At 72.0% G+C, this 15,242-nt stretch carries 10 protein-coding genes; 5 read left to right on the top strand and 5 right to left on the bottom strand.

What is annotated here, in order from left to right:
• Window positions 1-67: 67 nt before the first annotated feature.
• Window positions 68-868: a crotonase/enoyl-CoA hydratase family protein gene (locus IEZ11_RS18035; RefSeq protein WP_189263786.1), complete on the bottom strand. Its 801-nt coding sequence runs from the start codon at window positions 866-868 to the stop codon at window positions 68-70.
• A gap of 187 nt (window positions 869-1,055) precedes the next feature.
• Here IEZ11_RS18035 and IEZ11_RS18030 point away from each other — a divergent pair, with 187 nt between their 5' ends.
• Together IEZ11_RS18030 and IEZ11_RS18025 are read left to right on the top strand one after the other, a co-directional pair.
• Entirely contained in the window at window positions 1,056-2,666 is a 1,611-nt protein-coding gene (locus IEZ11_RS18030; protein WP_189263785.1) for an acyl-CoA synthetase, read from the top strand.
• A 306-nt stretch (window positions 2,667-2,972) separates the two neighbouring features.
• The gene (locus IEZ11_RS18025; protein WP_229713147.1) at window positions 2,973-4,553 is read left to right on the top strand and encodes an alkaline phosphatase family protein; all 1,581 of its coding nucleotides are present in this window, start codon (window positions 2,973-2,975) and stop codon (window positions 4,551-4,553) included.
• On the opposite strand, the gene IEZ11_RS18020 is transcribed toward IEZ11_RS18025, so the two are convergent.
• From IEZ11_RS18020 to IEZ11_RS18005, 4 genes are all read right to left on the bottom strand, one after another.
• Window positions 4,490-5,326 (bottom strand): alpha/beta fold hydrolase, encoded by an 837-nt coding sequence (locus IEZ11_RS18020; protein ID WP_189263783.1) that lies wholly within the window; start codon window positions 5,324-5,326, stop codon window positions 4,490-4,492. The genes IEZ11_RS18025 and IEZ11_RS18020 overlap by 64 nt on opposite strands.
• 60 nt (window positions 5,327-5,386) lie before the next feature.
• Window positions 5,387-6,106: a class I SAM-dependent methyltransferase gene (locus IEZ11_RS18015; RefSeq protein ID WP_189263782.1), complete on the bottom strand. Its 720-nt coding sequence runs from the start codon at window positions 6,104-6,106 to the stop codon at window positions 5,387-5,389.
• Between the two features lie 27 nt (window positions 6,107-6,133).
• Window positions 6,134-7,642 (bottom strand): purple acid phosphatase family protein, encoded by a 1,509-nt coding sequence (locus tag IEZ11_RS18010; protein ID WP_189263781.1) that lies wholly within the window; start codon window positions 7,640-7,642, stop codon window positions 6,134-6,136.
• 142 nt (window positions 7,643-7,784) lie between these two features.
• Window positions 7,785-9,287, bottom strand: coding sequence for an acyl-CoA synthetase (locus IEZ11_RS18005; RefSeq protein ID WP_189263780.1), 1,503 nt, complete (start codon window positions 9,285-9,287; stop codon window positions 7,785-7,787).
• Between the two features lie 301 nt (window positions 9,288-9,588).
• Between IEZ11_RS18005 and IEZ11_RS18000 the strand changes: the two genes are divergently transcribed.
• From IEZ11_RS18000 to IEZ11_RS17990, 3 genes are all read left to right on the top strand, one after another.
• A complete protein-coding gene (locus IEZ11_RS18000; protein ID WP_189263779.1) occupies window positions 9,589-11,058 on the top strand; it encodes a cytochrome P450 in 1,470 nt (489 codons plus the stop codon).
• Window positions 11,042-12,049, top strand: a complete 1,008-nt coding sequence (locus IEZ11_RS17995; protein ID WP_373294925.1) for a (-)-alpha-amorphene synthase — start codon at window positions 11,042-11,044, stop codon at window positions 12,047-12,049. Before IEZ11_RS18000 ends, IEZ11_RS17995 begins: the two co-directional genes overlap by 17 nt.
• Window positions 12,050-12,237: 188 nt before the next feature.
• On the top strand, window positions 12,238-15,150 hold the full coding sequence (locus tag IEZ11_RS17990) for an ATP-binding protein (protein WP_189263777.1): 2,913 nt from the start codon (window positions 12,238-12,240) through the stop codon (window positions 15,148-15,150).
• The last annotated feature ends 92 nt before the right edge of the window (window positions 15,151-15,242 follow it).

Genomic DNA, 15,242 nt, shown 5'->3' with positions numbered 1-15,242 from the left:
CGTGAGGGGCGCGGGGAACTGCGCGACCAGCCACACACGGCCCGCAGCGTCAAGCGCACCTCGAAACTCACGCGCGCTTGTAATCGGGCGCCCGCTTCTCCGCGAAAGCGCGAGCCCCTTCCTTCGCGTCCGCCGTGTCGAAGATCGGCCACCCCCGCTTCAGCTCGGCGGCGAGCCCGTCGGTCTCCGTCAGCTCCGCGGACTCGTACACCGACGCCTTGACCGCCTCGACCGCCAGCGGCCCGCACGCGTTGATCTGCTCGGCGATCTCCAGGGCCTTGTCGAGCGCGCCGCCGTCCGCAACGACATGTCCGACCAGCCCGATGTCGGCGGCCTCCCGCGCGCTGTACGGCCGCCCGGTGAGCAGCATCTCCAGGGCGTGGGTGCGCGGGATCTGGCGTTGCAGCCGGACGGTGGAGCCACCGATCGGGAAGAGCCCCCGCCGGACCTCGAAGAGGCCGAAGGTCGCGGACTCGCCCGCCACCCGGATGTCGGTGCCCTGGAGGATCTCCGTGCCGCCTGCCACGCAGTACCCCTCGACGGCGGCGATCACCGGTTTGCGCGGGCGATGGTGGCGGAGCATCGCCTTCCAGTGCAGGTCGGGGTCGGCTTTCAGCCGGTCACGCAGGTGCTCCCCCGCCATGCCCTGTCCGGCCAGCGCCTTGAGGTCCATCCCGGCGCAGAAGGCGCCGCCGGCCCCGGTGAGCACGATCGAGCGGACGCCGTCGTCCTCGTCGGCCTCGATCCAGCCGTCGTACAGGCCGACGAGCATGGAGATCGAGAGCGCGTTCTTGGCCTCGGGCCTGTTGAGCGTGAGCACCAGTGTGGCGCCCTCGCGCCGCACGGTGAGGTGTTCCGTCCCACCCATGGACCGTCTCCCCTCTGAAAGAACGAGAACAGGTTGCAGTAGGCCGGGAGGCACTTCAAGGGTTTTCTGACAGACAGTCAGATTTCTTCGCGCGAACCCTTCACACTTGCCGCGCCCTTTGCTCTGATGACCGGCGAACGGACAGGTGCGCCTTTCTTCGTCACGGTCGCCGGGGTCAGGAGGAGCGGTGGAGTACAACCTTGCCGATCTGTTCGAGTCGGTCGTCGACGTGGCCTCGGACCGCGAGGCGCTCGTGTACGTCGACCACCCCGGCACGGGCGCGGAACGCCGGTTGACCTACGCCGAGCTGGACGCCGCCGCCAACCGCATCGGCCATCACCTGATCGACAGCGGGATCCGCCCCGGCGAGCATCTCGGCCTGCACCTCTACAACGGGATCGAGTACCTCCAGACCGTCTTCGGGTGCATGAAGGCGCGGGTCGTGCCGGTCAACGTCAACTACCGCTACGTCGAGGAAGAGTTGGCGTACCTCTACCGGGACGCCGACCTGGTCGCGCTGGTCTTCGACGCGGAGTTCGACGACCGGGTGGCGGCGGCGCTGCCCAGGGCTCCGAAGTTGCGGCACCTGGTGCGGGTGGGCGAGCCGACGTCGGAACTCAAGGCCCTGCCCTTCACCGAGGCCGAGGACGCCGGGTCGCCCGGGCGGGGGTTCCCCGCGCGCTCGGCGGACGACCTGTTCATCATCTACACCGGCGGCACCACCGGGATGCCCAAGGGGGTGATGTGGCGTCAGGAGGACCTGTTCTTCGCCGGACTGGGCGGCGGTGCACCCACCGGCGAGCCGGTGAAGCGGCCGGAGGAGCTGGCCGAGCGGGTGGCGGCGGGCGGGACCGGGATCACCTTCTTCCCCACTCCCCCGCTGATGCACGGCACGTCGACCCTCACCTCCCTCATCGGCTTCAACTTCGGGCAACGGGTGGTGATCCACCGCAAGTTCGTGCCCGCGGAGGTGCTGCGGACCGTCGAGAAGGAGAGGGTCAGCAGCATGTCGCTGGTCGGCGACGCGATGCTGCGCCCGCTGATCGACGCTCTGCGCGGGCCGTTGAAGGGCACCGACTGCTCCTCCATGTTCAGCGTCTCCTCCTCCGGAGCGATCCTCTCCGAGACCGTGCGCCGACAGTTCAGCGAACTCGTCCCGAACGCCATGCTGCTGAACAACTTCGGGTCCTCCGAGTCCGGCTTCAACGGCACCGCGACCAATGACTCAGGGGCCGGCAGCGGCTTCCGCGTCCGCGTCAACTCCCGTACTCAGGTGGTCGATCCGGTCACCCATGAACCGGTGGCGGTGGGCGAGATCGGCCGGGTAGCGCAGAGCGGACACGTACCGCTCGGCTACTACAACGACCCGGTGAAAACCGCCGAGACGTTCTTCGAGAAGGACGGCCGGCGGTGGGTGCTGCTCGGCGACATGGCGACCGTCGACGAGGACGGCGTCGTGAACGTGCTCGGCCGGGGCTCGCAGTGCATCAACACCGGGGGCGAGAAGGTGTACCCGGAGGAGGTCGAACAGGCGCTGAAGTCGCACCCGGACGTGTACGACGCGCTCGTCGCCGGGGTGCCGGACGCCACCTGGGGCAGTCATGTGGCGGCCGTGGTGCAGCTGCGCGACGGTGCCGAGCCGCCCTCCCTCTCGGACATCCAGACCCACTGCCGTACCCATCTGGCCGGTTACAAGGTCCCCCGACAGCTGGTGATCGCCGAGGCCATCCAGCGGTCGCCGAGCGGCAAGGCGGACTACCGGTGGGCGCGGGAGGTGGCGGCGGCCGCCGACCGGTAGAACGCATGGGTGTGCCACCGCCGCGAGGCGGTTCGCGGGCCGTACTCTGTGCGCACGATCTGACGTCGATCATGCACGCAGTGTCACGACTGCCGCGTGGAAGGACCGCCGGTGTCGCACCCTACGCCCGCCCGGCCGCCGGAGACCGCTCCCCCGGCCGGTCCGAGCCCCGACGAGGGCCGGCGGCGCGGGCACCCGCGCACCGCCCGGGGCATCAGGGTGGGCACGACCGTCGGCTCCGCCGTCCTGCTGCTGGCCACGCTGCTGCTGCCGAACCGGCTCGACCTGCTCACGCCGCCCGCGTTCATGCGCCTCCCCGCCGAGGGGATCGTGCTCGTGGCCGTGCTGCTGGTGCTGCCCGGACGGGCGCGGCGCGTCACCGCGGTGCTGGCGGGCGCGGCGATCGGGCTGCTGACGCTGGTGAAGTGCCTGGACATGGGCTTCTACTCGGTGCTGCAACGGCCGTTCGACCTGGTGCTCGACTGGGTCCTGCTGGACGACGCGGCGGACTACGTACGGGAGTCGTTCGGCCGGACCAGTGAGGTGCTCGCGATCGCCGGGGCCGTGCTCCTGGCCGCGGCCGTGCCGGCCGCGACCGCCCTCGCCCTGGTGCGGCTCGCCGAGCGGATGGCACGCCGGCGTCCGCCCGCCGGCCGTACCACGCTGGTGCTGGCCGTCGTCTGGGTCACCTGTGCCACCTTCGGCCTCCGGGCCGGCGGCGAGCCCGTCGCCTCGACGCTCGACGCGCAGTTGGTGGACGACCGGGTGCGGGCGGTCCGCGCCGGTCTGGCGGACGAGCGGGTCTTCGCGGCGGAGGCCGCCGTCGACGCCTTCCGGAGCACTCCGCCGGACCGGCTGCTGACGGGTCTGCGCGGCAAGGACGTGCTGTTCACGTTCGTCGAGAGCTACGGCCGTACGGCGATCGAGGACCCGGCGATGGCGGGGCCGGTCGGGGCGGTCCTCAAGGAGGGCGAGGCCTCCCTCGGGGCAGCCGGTTTCGAGGCGCGCAGCGGCTGGCTGCGGTCCCCGGTGCTCGGGGCGGGCAGCTGGATGTGCCACGCCACGCTGCTGTCCGGGCTGTGGATCGACAACCAGCAGCGCTACCGCCAGCTGGTCTCCGGCGACCGGATGACCCTCAACCGGTACTTCCGCAGGACCGGCGCGTGGCGCACGGTCGGTGTCGTCCCGGGCGTCCGCAAGGCCTGGCCGGAGGCCCGGTACTTCGGCCTCGACCGCTCCTACGACTCCACGCACCTCGGCTACCACGGCCCGTACTTCAGCTGGACGCCCGTCCCCGACCAGTTCACCCTCGATGCCTTCGACCGCCTGGAGTACGCGCGGAAGAACCGGCGCCCGCTGATGGCGGAGATCATCCTGGCCTCCAGTCACCAGCCCTGGGCGCCCCTCCCCCGCATGATCGACTGGAAGGGCCTCGGTGACGGCTCGGTCTTCGGGCCGATCCAGCGGGCGGGCAAGGATCCGGCGGAGGTCTGGAAGGACACCGAGCGCGTGCGCGCCGAGTACCGGGCCTCGATCGAGTACTCGCTGCGCAGCCTGTTCGGGTTCATGCGGCGCTACGCCCACCGGGACACGGTCCTGGTCTTCCTCGGCGACCACCAGCCCCGTCCGGAGGTCGTCGCCGGCAGCCCGCGCCGGGACGTCCCCGTCACGATCGTGGCCCACGATCCGGCGGTCCTGGAGCGGGTCGCCGGCTGGGACTGGACGCCGGGTCTCAAACCCGCCCCCGACGCGCCGATCTGGGCGATGGACAAGTTCCGCGACCGCTTCCTGAAGGCGTTCGGACCGCAGGCGCCCGGTCCGGCTCAGGAGTCCAGGAAGGCGGCGGTACGGCGGACGAACCACTCGGGGTCGTCGAGCCAGGGGTAGTGAGCGGCGCCGGGCTGCACGGCGACCTCGGCGAGCGGGAAGAGCTCGGCGGTCCGCCGGGCCAGGGCCGGGCTGGGTCCGCCGTCGAGCTCACCGGCGTAGACCAGGACAGGGGCGGCAAGGGCGCGCAGGGCGGTCCGGGTGGCGTCCGGGGTGAAGGCGCCCTCGGCGAAGTAGCGGTCGCCGGCCTCGAAGTCGGTCTGTTCCTCGGTGGCCGCGACATGGGCCCGGGCGGCGTCGTCCCAGCGGCCGTGGAAGAAGGGCATGAAGACCTCGTCGAAGTCCCCGGCGCCGGTCAGCCACGCCTCCAGCGCGGGGAACGCCTCCTCGAACCAGGGTTCCCCCACCCGCAGCCGGGCCGCGGCCAACCGCTCCTCGGGGGTGGCCCGCAGGCCGAGGGCCGAGGGGTTGCCGGTGATCAGCGCGAGCCGCCGTACCCGCCGCGGATGGGCCGCCGCGTACAGGATCGCCAGGCTGGCACCCGCCGAGTGCGCCAGCACGTCCATATGGTCGAGCCCTATGTGGGCGCGCAATATCTCCACGTCGTCGACCTGTCGGTCGCAGCGGTACGACGCCGGGTCGACGGGCTTCGCGGAGTCACCGGTGCCGCGCAGGTCGAGCAGGATCAGCCGGCGCCGGGCCGCCAGACCGCCGAGGTCCCCGAGGTAGGCGGAGGCGCGCATGGGGCCGCCCGGCAGCACGACGAGCGGTTCGCCCTCGCCTCTGACGTGGTAGGTGAGGCGGGTTCCGTCGGCTGCGCTGAAAGTGGGCATGACGCTGATCCTCGGGGTCCGCGGCCCGGTGTCGCAACGGATTTCGGCGCGGCCCGGATGTCAGGTGCGCGGGTCCGGCTTGGTCACCCGGAACGCGAACTGACCGCAGAAGGTGAGCTTGCGGAGGTTCACCAGGGCCGTGGTCCGCCTGCTCTTGCGGGCCCAGGCGTCGATCTCCGTGTTGAGCGGCGACTCCGTCCGCCAGAAGCGGCCGTACTCCTGCTTCCGGGCGCCGTGGTAAGTGCGCATGATCAGGGTGACGCCGTCGAGCGAGGGCCGGATCTCCTCCAGGGCGAGCCCGGCCTCCTCGACCAGTACCCGGAATCCGTAGGGCGTGTAGTTCCAGAGGCTGAAGGAGTGGTACGGCTCGAACTGGGAGGTGCTGCCGATGAAAAGGCCGCCCGGACGCAGCACCCGGCCCACCTCCGCGAGCAGTTCCCTGGGCCGGGCCACGTGTTCGAAGACCTGGTGCGAGTAGACGAGCGGCACGGCGTCGGAGCGGAACGGCAGGTTGACGCCGTCGAAGTACACCACGCTGTCGGCGCCGGGCGTGCGCTGCGCGGCCTCCGGCGAATCACGGATGTCGACTCCCACCCAGCGGATGCCGGAGGCGTGCTTGCGGAAGAGCTCGGCCGAGGTGCCCCTGCCGCAGCCGAGGTCGACCACCCGGTCCGGTGCCCGCGGCGAGCGCATGGCTTCGTCGAGGTAGTAGCGGGAGGTGACCTGGCGAGCGTGGTCGTCAGGGATGCAGTCCTGCATGAGTTCCCACAGGGTCGACATGTCCCCACGCTACGGAGGTGGCCTTCCTCAGGCCACCTCCGGGCGGGCGTTCGGGACCGTCGTCATCCCTTGGGGCGAATCCGCCGGCACCAGCCGGCCGATGCCGGACAGGTCGCGGGCGGTGACGCTGTTGCGCTCGGCGACCGTCCGGCCGAGCGCGTGGTACGGCCACAGCCCGCCGGCCTGCCGGCGGCTGCGTTCGTTCCACTCCAGGGCCTCGGCGGCGCGCGCCCGGAAGAAGTTGAGCGCGTAGCCGCCGCTGTGGATCCGCAGCAGGAGGAACCCGCCGGGGTACTCCTTGGCCGCACCGACCTCCTGGAGAGTCACATGGGGAGCGAGGGGCACATGGGTGCGCTTGTTGCGGTGGGTGTGGCCCACATGGTGGAGGAACACACCCGGGGCGGCGGCATAGGCCTGGAGAATCGCGCGGGCCTGGCGGCGGCCGAGGCGCTGCGCCGGACTCACCGGGAAGAGGGACTCCCGGACGGTCAGCGGGTGGTGGCCGAAGACGACGGTGGGCTGTTCCCGGTGGGCCCGCAACCGGCGCCGGAACCAGGACAGTTGCTCGGCGCCGAGGCCGCCCGCGTCAGCGCCGTTGCCGCGCTTGTCATAGGTGTCGAGGCCGATGATCCGCAGTCCACCCACGTCGTGCTCGAACCAGCCGGGCCGGTCGGCTCCACCGAACACCCGGTGGAAGGCGTCGTCCTCGCCCGCGCCGCGGTCGTGGTTGCCCCGGACGGCGAAGTAGTCCCGTCGGTGGGTGCCGAAGCCGTCCAGGATCCTTCTGGCCGCCGCCAGGTCGCGCGGTGCGCCGCCGGCGGAGATGTCACCGGCTGCCAGCAGCAGCCGGGCTCCGCGGCGGCGGGCCTCCGCCACCACGGCACGGCTCATGAGCTCCGGGTAGGGGGCCAGTCCGGCCCGCTGGGCCACGCCGCGCAGCACGGGGACCCCGGCCACCAGACCGGCTACGCTCTCGCCGATGTGCAGGTCGTTGCAGAGGGCCAGGGAGATCAGGTGGCGGCCGGGCGGGGGCTGCGGGGTGGTGAAGGAGTAGGGGCCGCCGGGGGTGTCCAGGCCGTGGCGGGAGGTGCCGACCGCGTTGCCGCGCACCAGGTGCAGCGCGGTGGGGGTGGCGGGCACGCCCCGGGAACGGGCCTGGTAGTAGTACGTCTGGCCCGGCTCCAGGCCGGTGAGTTCCACGTGGTGGTACGCGGTGGGCCGGTCCTCGCCGGCGGTGCGGTTCAGGCGGGCCGGGTGGGTGCCGTAGACCACCTCGCCCTCGGTGACGGCGGGCAGCATCCGGCCGGTTCCGTCGTCGGTGCCGGGCAGGGCGGTGTGCCAGGTGATGACGGCGCGGTCCTCGGTGAGGGTGACCAGTTCCAGGTGGACGGCGGAGAGGGAACGGGGGTGCCGGGGGCGGGGGACGGGGGCGGACCGGAGCAGAGCGGGTGCGAGGAGGAAGGCGGAGCGCAGCGTCTCGCAGGGACCGGGGATGCCCGCGAGTGCGCCGAGGGGGACGGGGAGGCAGCAGCGCATGTCTGTTAGGTGCACGCCGGCGGTGAACGGCGGACGTGGTGTCGGAAGCCGCACACCGTATGGAACCAGACTTCTTGGGTCCTGGACGGGCGGTGTGCCGACACTCACGTCCCGGGCCCCGCGAGAGCCGCCCCCAGGATCCTCAGGTGGCGGGACCGAACCGCTCCCGCAGCTCCCGCTTGAGGATCTTCCCGCTGGCGTTGCGGGGCAGCGCGTCGACGAACAGGATCCGCTTGGGCGCCTTGAAGGCGGGCAGCTTCTCCCTGACATGGGCGATCAGCCCGGCCTCGTCGATCTCGCCGCGCGGTACGACGACGGCGGTGACCGCCTCGATCCACCGCTCGTCGGGCAGGCCGATCACGGCTGCCTCGGCGACCGCGTGGTGGCTGTAGAGGGCGTCCTCGACCTGGCGCGAAGCGACCAGCACGCCACCGGAGTTGATGACGTCCTTCACCCGGTCGACGATCGTGTAGTAGCCGTCGGCGTCGCGTACCGCGAGGTCGCCGGAGTGGAACCAGCCGTCCCGGAAGGCCTCTTCGGTCTCCTCGGGCTTGTCCCAGTAGCCCTCGCACAGCTGCGGTGAGCGGTAGACGATCTCGCCGGGCGTGCCGTCGGGCACGTCCTCGCCGTCCTCGCCGACCACGCGTGCCTCCACGAACAGGACGGTGCGGCCGCAGGAGTCGAGCCGTCCCTTGTGCTCCTCGGGGGCGAGCACGGTGGCGAGCGGTCCGATCTCGCTCTGCCCGAAGCAGTTGAACAGGGCGAGTTTCGGGAGCCGTTCGCGCAGCCGCTCCAGGACGGGCACCGGCATGATCGACGCGCCGTAGTAGGCCTTGCGCAGTCCGCCGAGGTCGCGGGTGGCGAAGTCGGGGCGGTTGGCGAGTGAGATCCACACGGTGGGCGGCGCGAACAGGCTGTCCACCTCGCCGGCCTCGACCAGGTCGAAGAGGGTGTCGGCGTCCGGACCGTCGAGGATGATGTTGGTCGCGCCCACCGCGAGGTAGGGCAGCAGGAACACGTGCATCTGGGCGGAGTGGTAGAGCGGCAGCGCGTGCGCGGGCCGGTCACCGGCGCTCAGGTCGAGGGCGGCGATCGCGCTCAGGTACTCGTGCACCAGCGCCCGGTGGGTCATCATCGCGCCCTTGGGGAGCGCCGTGGTGCCGGAGGTGTACAGCAACTGCACCAGATCCTCGGTGCGCGGCTCGGGACCGTCGTACGGCGGCGCGTCCGCGAGCCGGGCGAGCAGTGAGCCGTCGGCGTCCCGCAGCGGCAGTGCCGGTACGCCGTCCGGGAGCCGGCCGGCGAGGTCGGGGTCGGTGAGGACCAGGGAGCTGCCCGACTGGCCGAGGAGGTAGGCGAGGTCGTCGCCGGTCAGGTTCTGGTTGACCGGGACGTGGACCAGGCCGGCGCGGGCGCAGGCGAGGAACGCGATCAGGTAGGCGTCGGAGTTGTGTCCGTAGCTGCCGACCCGGTCACCGCGGTCGAGTCCCTGGCCGAGCAGGACGCTCGCCGCGCGCGAGACGGCGTCGTCGAGTTCCTCGTACGTCCACTGCCGCTCGCCGTACCGCACCGCCACCCGTGCGGGAGTACGCCGGGCGCTGCGCCGCAGCACCCCGTCCACCGTGCTGCCCTGTCCCTGCGTCATGACTCATGATCCTCGGCCTGTCGCCGGGACAGGTCAAGCGAGCACGAGGGCGAGCGCCGAGAACCGGTGCGGCCGCAGGGAGCGGGACCGCATCGGGGTGACAGCAGTAATCACAGTCAGTGCATTGTCCATCAAGAGGTGTTCACCCTCCGCGCCTTCTGCTTCGACGTGCCCCCGTGCGCCCCTTTGGAGAAAGGTTTCCCGAAACCTGGGCGCGGTTGAACTGGGCAGGACTTGTCTCGGATGTCAGATCCGAAGCAGGTTCGCTCATTTCACGTGTCGTGCTGGGCAGGAGGTTTTCATGAACGGTGCCGCGCTCGAAAAGAAACGAACATGGACGGCAGGTGCTGCTCCCGGCATATTCCCACTTCTCGGCCACGCTATCGCCTTGTACCGTCGGCCGCTGGCGTTTCTCCATTCCTTGCCCGCGCACGGGGACCTGGTCGAGATACGGCTGGGCCCCCGGCGCGCGTGGCTGGTGTGCCATCCGGAGCTGGCCCACGAGGTGCTCATGGACCCGTACACCTTCGACAAGGGGGGCCCGCTCTACGACAGACTGGGCAGGCTGATGGGCGACGGGCTGGTCACCTGCCGCCAGCCCGCGCACCGGGACAAACGCAGGCTGTTGCAGCCCGCTTTCCGTCCGTCCCACGTCGCCGCGTACACGCAGCTCGTCGCAGAGGAGGCCGAGTCGGTGTGCGAGGGATGGCAGCCGGGTGGCGCGGTTCCCGTCACGGAGGCGATGACGACCCTCACGACGCGCGTGATCAGCCGGGTCCTGTTCTCCGACGCGCTGGACGACACGACGTCCGCCCAGGTGCGGGACTCGCTCGCCGACGTCGTCCGCGGCCTCTTCGTCCGCACGGTCGTACCGGTCGACGCCCTGTTCCGGCTCCCGGTCCCCGCCAACCGCCGCTACCGGCACGCGCTCGCCCGCCTGCACGCCGTCGTCGACGCGGCGATCGCCGAACGCCGCCGGGGCGCCGCCCGCGACGACGTCCTGGGAACGCTGCTGACGGCCACCCGCGGCGACGGCACCCGGGCGGCCCTCACCGACCAGGAGGTCCACGACCACCTGATCACGCTGCTGCTCACCGGCACCGAGACCTCGGCCCTGTCCCTGGCCTCGGCCTTCAGCCTGCTGGCCCGCCATCCGGAGGCCGAGCGGAGCCTGCACGCCGAGCTCGACACCGTCCTGCCGGGCGGCCGTCGGCCCGGCCCCGGTGATCTGCCGGACCTCGTCCGGACCCGGTGCGTCATCACCGAGACACTGCGCCACGCGTCGCCGGGCTGGCTCTTCACCCGAGTCACCACCCGGGAGACGGAACTCGCCGGGTGCCGGCTGCCCGCGGGTGCCACCGTGCTCTACAGCCCCTACCTGCTGCACCACGACCCGGCGTCGTTCCCCGACCCCGAACGCTTCGACCCGGACCGCTGGCTGCCGGGGCGGCCCACCGCCGGACAGCGGCGCGCGGCGATGCCGTTCTCCGCGGGCAACCGCAAGTGCCTCGGCGACGAGTTCGCCATGGTGGAGGCCACCGTGGCGCTCGCGACCATCGCCGGCCGCGTGCGCCTGCGCCATCGTCCCGGACACGTAGCGCGGGCACCGCGCCCCGCGATCACCCTGGGGCCGCGCTCCCTGGTCATGGCCTGCGAGGACAGGCCGCACCCGCCGTCGGACGCGGCGCACCCGGTCCGCGGACCGGCCACCGCCGCCCCCTGCGCACCGGAGCGCCGAACGGCGGGTGATCACGTTGTCGACGGCGCATGAGGAAATCGCCCTCGGCGCACCGGGCGGAACACCGGTCGCCAGTCTCAGGGACCTGATCGACGCCCACCTCCGCATCCCCTTCCCCTTCCTGCGCAACCCCCACGAGACCGAAGCCGCGGCCGGAGTCGACGCCTGGCTGCGCGGGTGGGGACTGACGGACGAACCGGGCGTGGCGTCGATGATCACCCGCACCCGCCCCGCCGAACTCGCGTCCTACATCAGCGCCGGCGTGGATCCCGGTCTCCTCCAGATCGTGGCCGACCAGATCGCCTACCAGTTCGTCTTCGACGACCGTGCGGAGGACATCGGTCAGCACTCGCCGGGCCTGTTGCTGCCGATGCTGTTCGAGAGCATCGCGATCCTGCGGGACGGCCGGCCACCCCGCACCCCCCTCGGCGCGGCGCTGGCCGATCTCCACCGGCAGGTACGGGAGCGGTGCACTCCCGCGCAGGCCGCCCGGTGGGCCTGGCAGAGCCGCGAGTACGTGCACGGCCTGTTGTACGAAGCGGTGGCGCAGGCCCAGCCCTACCTGCTGCGGGCCGGGGACTGCACCGCCATCCGGTCCCTGATCGCGGGAGTCGAGCCGTTCTACCCGCTGTGCGAGGCCGCCCAGCCCGAGGAGCTGTCCGCCGCCGAGCTGCACCATCCCGCCGTACAGCGGCTCGGCCGGCTGTCGGCCGACGCCGCGGTGTGGATACCCGACCTGTTCTCGGCGGTGAAGGAACAGCGGGCCGGCGGGATGATCAACCTGGCCCTGGCCCACCAGCGCGAGAACCGGTGTTCGCTCCAGGCCGCCGTCGTCCTCGCCGTCCGGCAGATCAACGGCACCGTCGAGGAGTTCCAGGAGCTCTTCGCCGAGGTCGAGCCGGAGCTGAGCGCCACGGGGATCGGCTATGTGGAGGGCATGGCCGGCTGGATCCGCGGGTGTTACCACTGGTCCCGCACCGTACCCCGGTACGCGGATGTGGCGACGGTGCCCGCCGTGTCGTAGCGGAATCCGGTGCCCTGCGACGACCACGCCTTCCGGGAAAGGCGATCAGGGCCTCTTACCCGGGAGGCGGACATTATCCCTTCTACAGTTCATGATTCACCCGATAGTACTGAGTCAGGTCTGCCCTCACCGCGACAAGGCGTACGCTCGGCTGTCCCCGGGCCGAACGAAAGAAAGCGGTACGGCATATGGCAACGGTGCCGCGGCAACCGGTCACGGACCAAAAGACCTTGATCGAGCGCCGACGGGAAATCCAGGCCCTCGACGCGGCTTTCCGGGAGCTGCGGCGCACCACGGGCGGCGTGCCACGAGCGCGGCGCAAGGGACTGCTCGCCTTCACGGGGTCGGCCGGGCTGGGCAAGACGGCCCTCATCACGGAAGCACGCGCGAGGGCCGCGGCGGACGGGTTCACCGTCCTTTCGGGCCGGGGTGCCGAGGCGGAGCAGAGTTCGGCGTTCCGTGTCGTACGTCAGCTGATGCAGCCTTCGCTGGCACGGATGGACGAGGCGGAACTCCACGCCTTCCTGGGCAGCTGGTACGACACCGTCGCCGCCGTGCTCGGTCTGGAGGCGAAGGGGTCCGTTCCCGCCCCGGATCCCACCGGGGTCCGGGAGGGCCTGGACTGGGTCATGACCCGGCTCACGGTGAGGAAGGCACCCGTGGTCCTGCTCCTGGACGACCTGCACTGGGCGGACCCGGAGTCCCTGAAGTGGCTCACCTCCTTCGTGCCGCGGGTCGACGACCTCCCGCTGCTGCTCGTGGTCGCCTACCGGCCCGACGACCTGCCGCCGGAAGGGGGCGAACTGCGCACGCTCGTGGGGCACCACGGGGACCGCCCCCACGAACTCGCGCTGCTCACCACCGAGGGTGTGGCCAGGATCGTCAGGGCCGAGGTCGGCGAGCCGGCCGTGGACCGGTTCTGCAGGGAATGCTGGTCGGCCACCGGCGGGAGCCCCTTCGAGACGGTGGAGCTGGCCATCAGGCTCGCCGAGCGGAGGGTGAGCGGCAGCGAGGACGACCTGCCCGCCATGCGCGAGCTCGCCGCGGCGATCAAGGGCCCGGGACTGATCGAGCGGCTGGAACGGCTCGGCACCGCGACCCGGCGGTTCGCGTACGCCGCGGCCGTGCTGGGCTCCCCCTTCGCGCCGCAGCTCGCCGCGACCATCGCGGTACTCGGCGAGGAGGCGGCGGCCGAGGCGATCCGGAAGCTGCGGGCGGCCAGGTTCCTGTCCTACGGACACGACCTCGACGGCTCTCTGGAGTTCGTGCACCCGCTGATCGCCACGACGATCTACGGGTCCATCCGCCCGTCGGCCATCCGGGTCGGTATGCACAACGCCGCGGCGGTGGCCGTCCTGGCCGCGGGACACGGTTCCACCGCCGCCGCCCGGCACCTGCTGGAGGTGCCCTGCGAAGGCAACCCGGAGGCGGTGGAGTGTTTCCGGGAGGCGGCCCGCCTGTACCTGCGCGCCGGGGCCACCGAGGCCGCCCGGCGGCTGCTGGACCGCGCGCTGGCGGAGCCGCCCCCGCCCGAGGACCGGGCGGCCGTCCTGCACGAACTCGCCTGCGCCACCTTCCTGATCGAGCCCACGGCCACGGTACGGCTTCTGCGCCAGGCGCTGGCGGAGCCGGACGTCGACCCCGATCTGCGCGCTTCCATCGTCTTCCGGCTGACGCAGGCGCTGGCCCACACCGACCAGTTGGCCGAGGCCGTGCGCGTGGCCACCGAGGAGGCACGGCAGGCCGCCAACGCGCGCGTCAAACTGCGCATGCAGGCCGATCAGTTCGTCTGGGGCATGTTCCGGGCCGACGACCGCGACTCACCCGCACGCTCCCGGACCCTGACACGGCTGGCCGAGCAGCTGCCCGGCCGCAGTCTTGAGGAGCGCTACATCCTGGGGCTGCGGGCCTGGGACGCCGTGCTGCGCGGGGAACCGCGGCAGAGCACTCTCGCCCTTGCCGAGAAGGCCCTGGACGGCGGCATGAGCTGGACCGACGAGAACCGGGGTTTCGAGGTCCCCGCCTCGGTCGCGCTGGTCTTCATGTACGGCGACCAGCCGCGACGGGCCGAGGAGCTGTTCGGCAGGGGGATCGCGGAATGCGTGGCCATGGGCTGGCGCGGCTCCCACCTGGCTCTCGGTCAGACCCTCGCCGGTTACATCCGCTACCGCCGTGGCTGTCTGGCCGAGGCCGAGGAGCTGGTACGGGGAGGTCTGCGGATCGCGGACGAGGTGGAAGGGGCCGTTCCCGCCCAGTGGTTCGCGGTGGGCATCCTGATCCAGACGCTGCTGGCCCGTGGGCGCGTCGCCGAGGCGCGCTCGCTCGCCGACGCACACCGCTTCGGCGCGACGGCTCCGAACGCCGTGATCTACCCCGACCCCCGCACCGTCCACGCCGAACTGCTGCTCGCCGAGGGACGGCGCACCGAGGCGGCACGGCTGTTGTCCTCGGTCGGCGACTGGCTGGACGGCCGGGGCTGGCGCAATCCGGCCTGGTGCCCGTGGCAGCTGCGGCTCGCGTCCGCGCTCGCGCCCACCGCCCCCGAGGAGGCGGTCGGCCATGCGGAGGAGGCCGTGCGCCGGGCCCGGGAGTTCGGTGCCGCCTCGGCCGTCGGACAGGCCCTGCACACGCTCGCCGAGGTGACCGGCGGGCCTGCTGCGGTCGACCTGTACGCGCAGGCCGTCGAAGAGCTGGAGCAGTCGCCCGCCGCCTACGAACTCGCCCGCGCCCAGATCGGCCACGGTGCCGCGCTGTCCCTGGGCGGCCGGCTCCAGGAGGCCGCCGACCGGCTCTACCAGGGGCTGGAGGGAGCCGTCCACTGCGGGGCCGAGGCGCTCGCCTCCCGGGCCAGGCAGGAGCTGTCGGCGGCCGGCCTGCGGTCGCTGCCGTTGCGCTACCCGCAGGCGGACACGCTGACCGCGCAGGAACTGCGCACCGCCGAACTGACCGTCCAGGGGCACCCGGTGGCCGTGGTCGCCAAGGAGCTGGGCCTCACCGAGCAGGGCGTGCGGCAGCTGCTGTCCCTCGTCTACCGCAAGCTCGGCACCGACGTGGCCGGCCTCGCCGGGTTCCTGGACGCCCTTCACCGCCCACGCCACTGAGGCACCGGGCTCCCTTGCCCCGGGTCCTTGAGGCACCGGACGCCCCGAGGCGCCGGGTCTCCAAGGCACCGGGCCTCCAAGGCACCGGGCCC

The sequence above is a fragment of the Streptomyces fuscichromogenes genome (assembly GCF_014645815.1).
In the GTDB taxonomy this organism is placed as follows: domain Bacteria; phylum Actinomycetota; class Actinomycetes; order Streptomycetales; family Streptomycetaceae; genus Streptomyces; species Streptomyces fuscichromogenes.
This window is presented reverse-complemented; position numbering and strand designations above follow the sequence as displayed.

Coding starts and splice junctions, on each gene's coding strand:
- IEZ11_RS18035 (WP_189263786.1), bottom strand. CDS start 868: ATGGGTGGGACGGAACACCTCACCGTGCGGCGCGAGGGCGCCACACTG.
- IEZ11_RS18025 (WP_229713147.1), top strand. CDS start 2,973: ATGCGCCTCCCCGCCGAGGGGATCGTGCTCGTGGCCGTGCTGCTGGTG.
- IEZ11_RS18020 (WP_189263783.1), bottom strand. CDS start 5,326: ATGCCCACTTTCAGCGCAGCCGACGGAACCCGCCTCACCTACCACGTC.
- IEZ11_RS18015 (WP_189263782.1), bottom strand. CDS start 6,106: ATGTCGACCCTGTGGGAACTCATGCAGGACTGCATCCCTGACGACCAC.
- IEZ11_RS18010 (WP_189263781.1), bottom strand. CDS start 7,642: ATGCGCTGCTGCCTCCCCGTCCCCCTCGGCGCACTCGCGGGCATCCCC.
- IEZ11_RS18005 (WP_189263780.1), bottom strand. CDS start 9,287: ATGACGCAGGGACAGGGCAGCACGGTGGACGGGGTGCTGCGGCGCAGC.
- IEZ11_RS18000 (WP_189263779.1), top strand. CDS start 9,589: ATGAACGGTGCCGCGCTCGAAAAGAAACGAACATGGACGGCAGGTGCT.
- IEZ11_RS17990 (WP_189263777.1), top strand. CDS start 12,238: ATGGCAACGGTGCCGCGGCAACCGGTCACGGACCAAAAGACCTTGATC.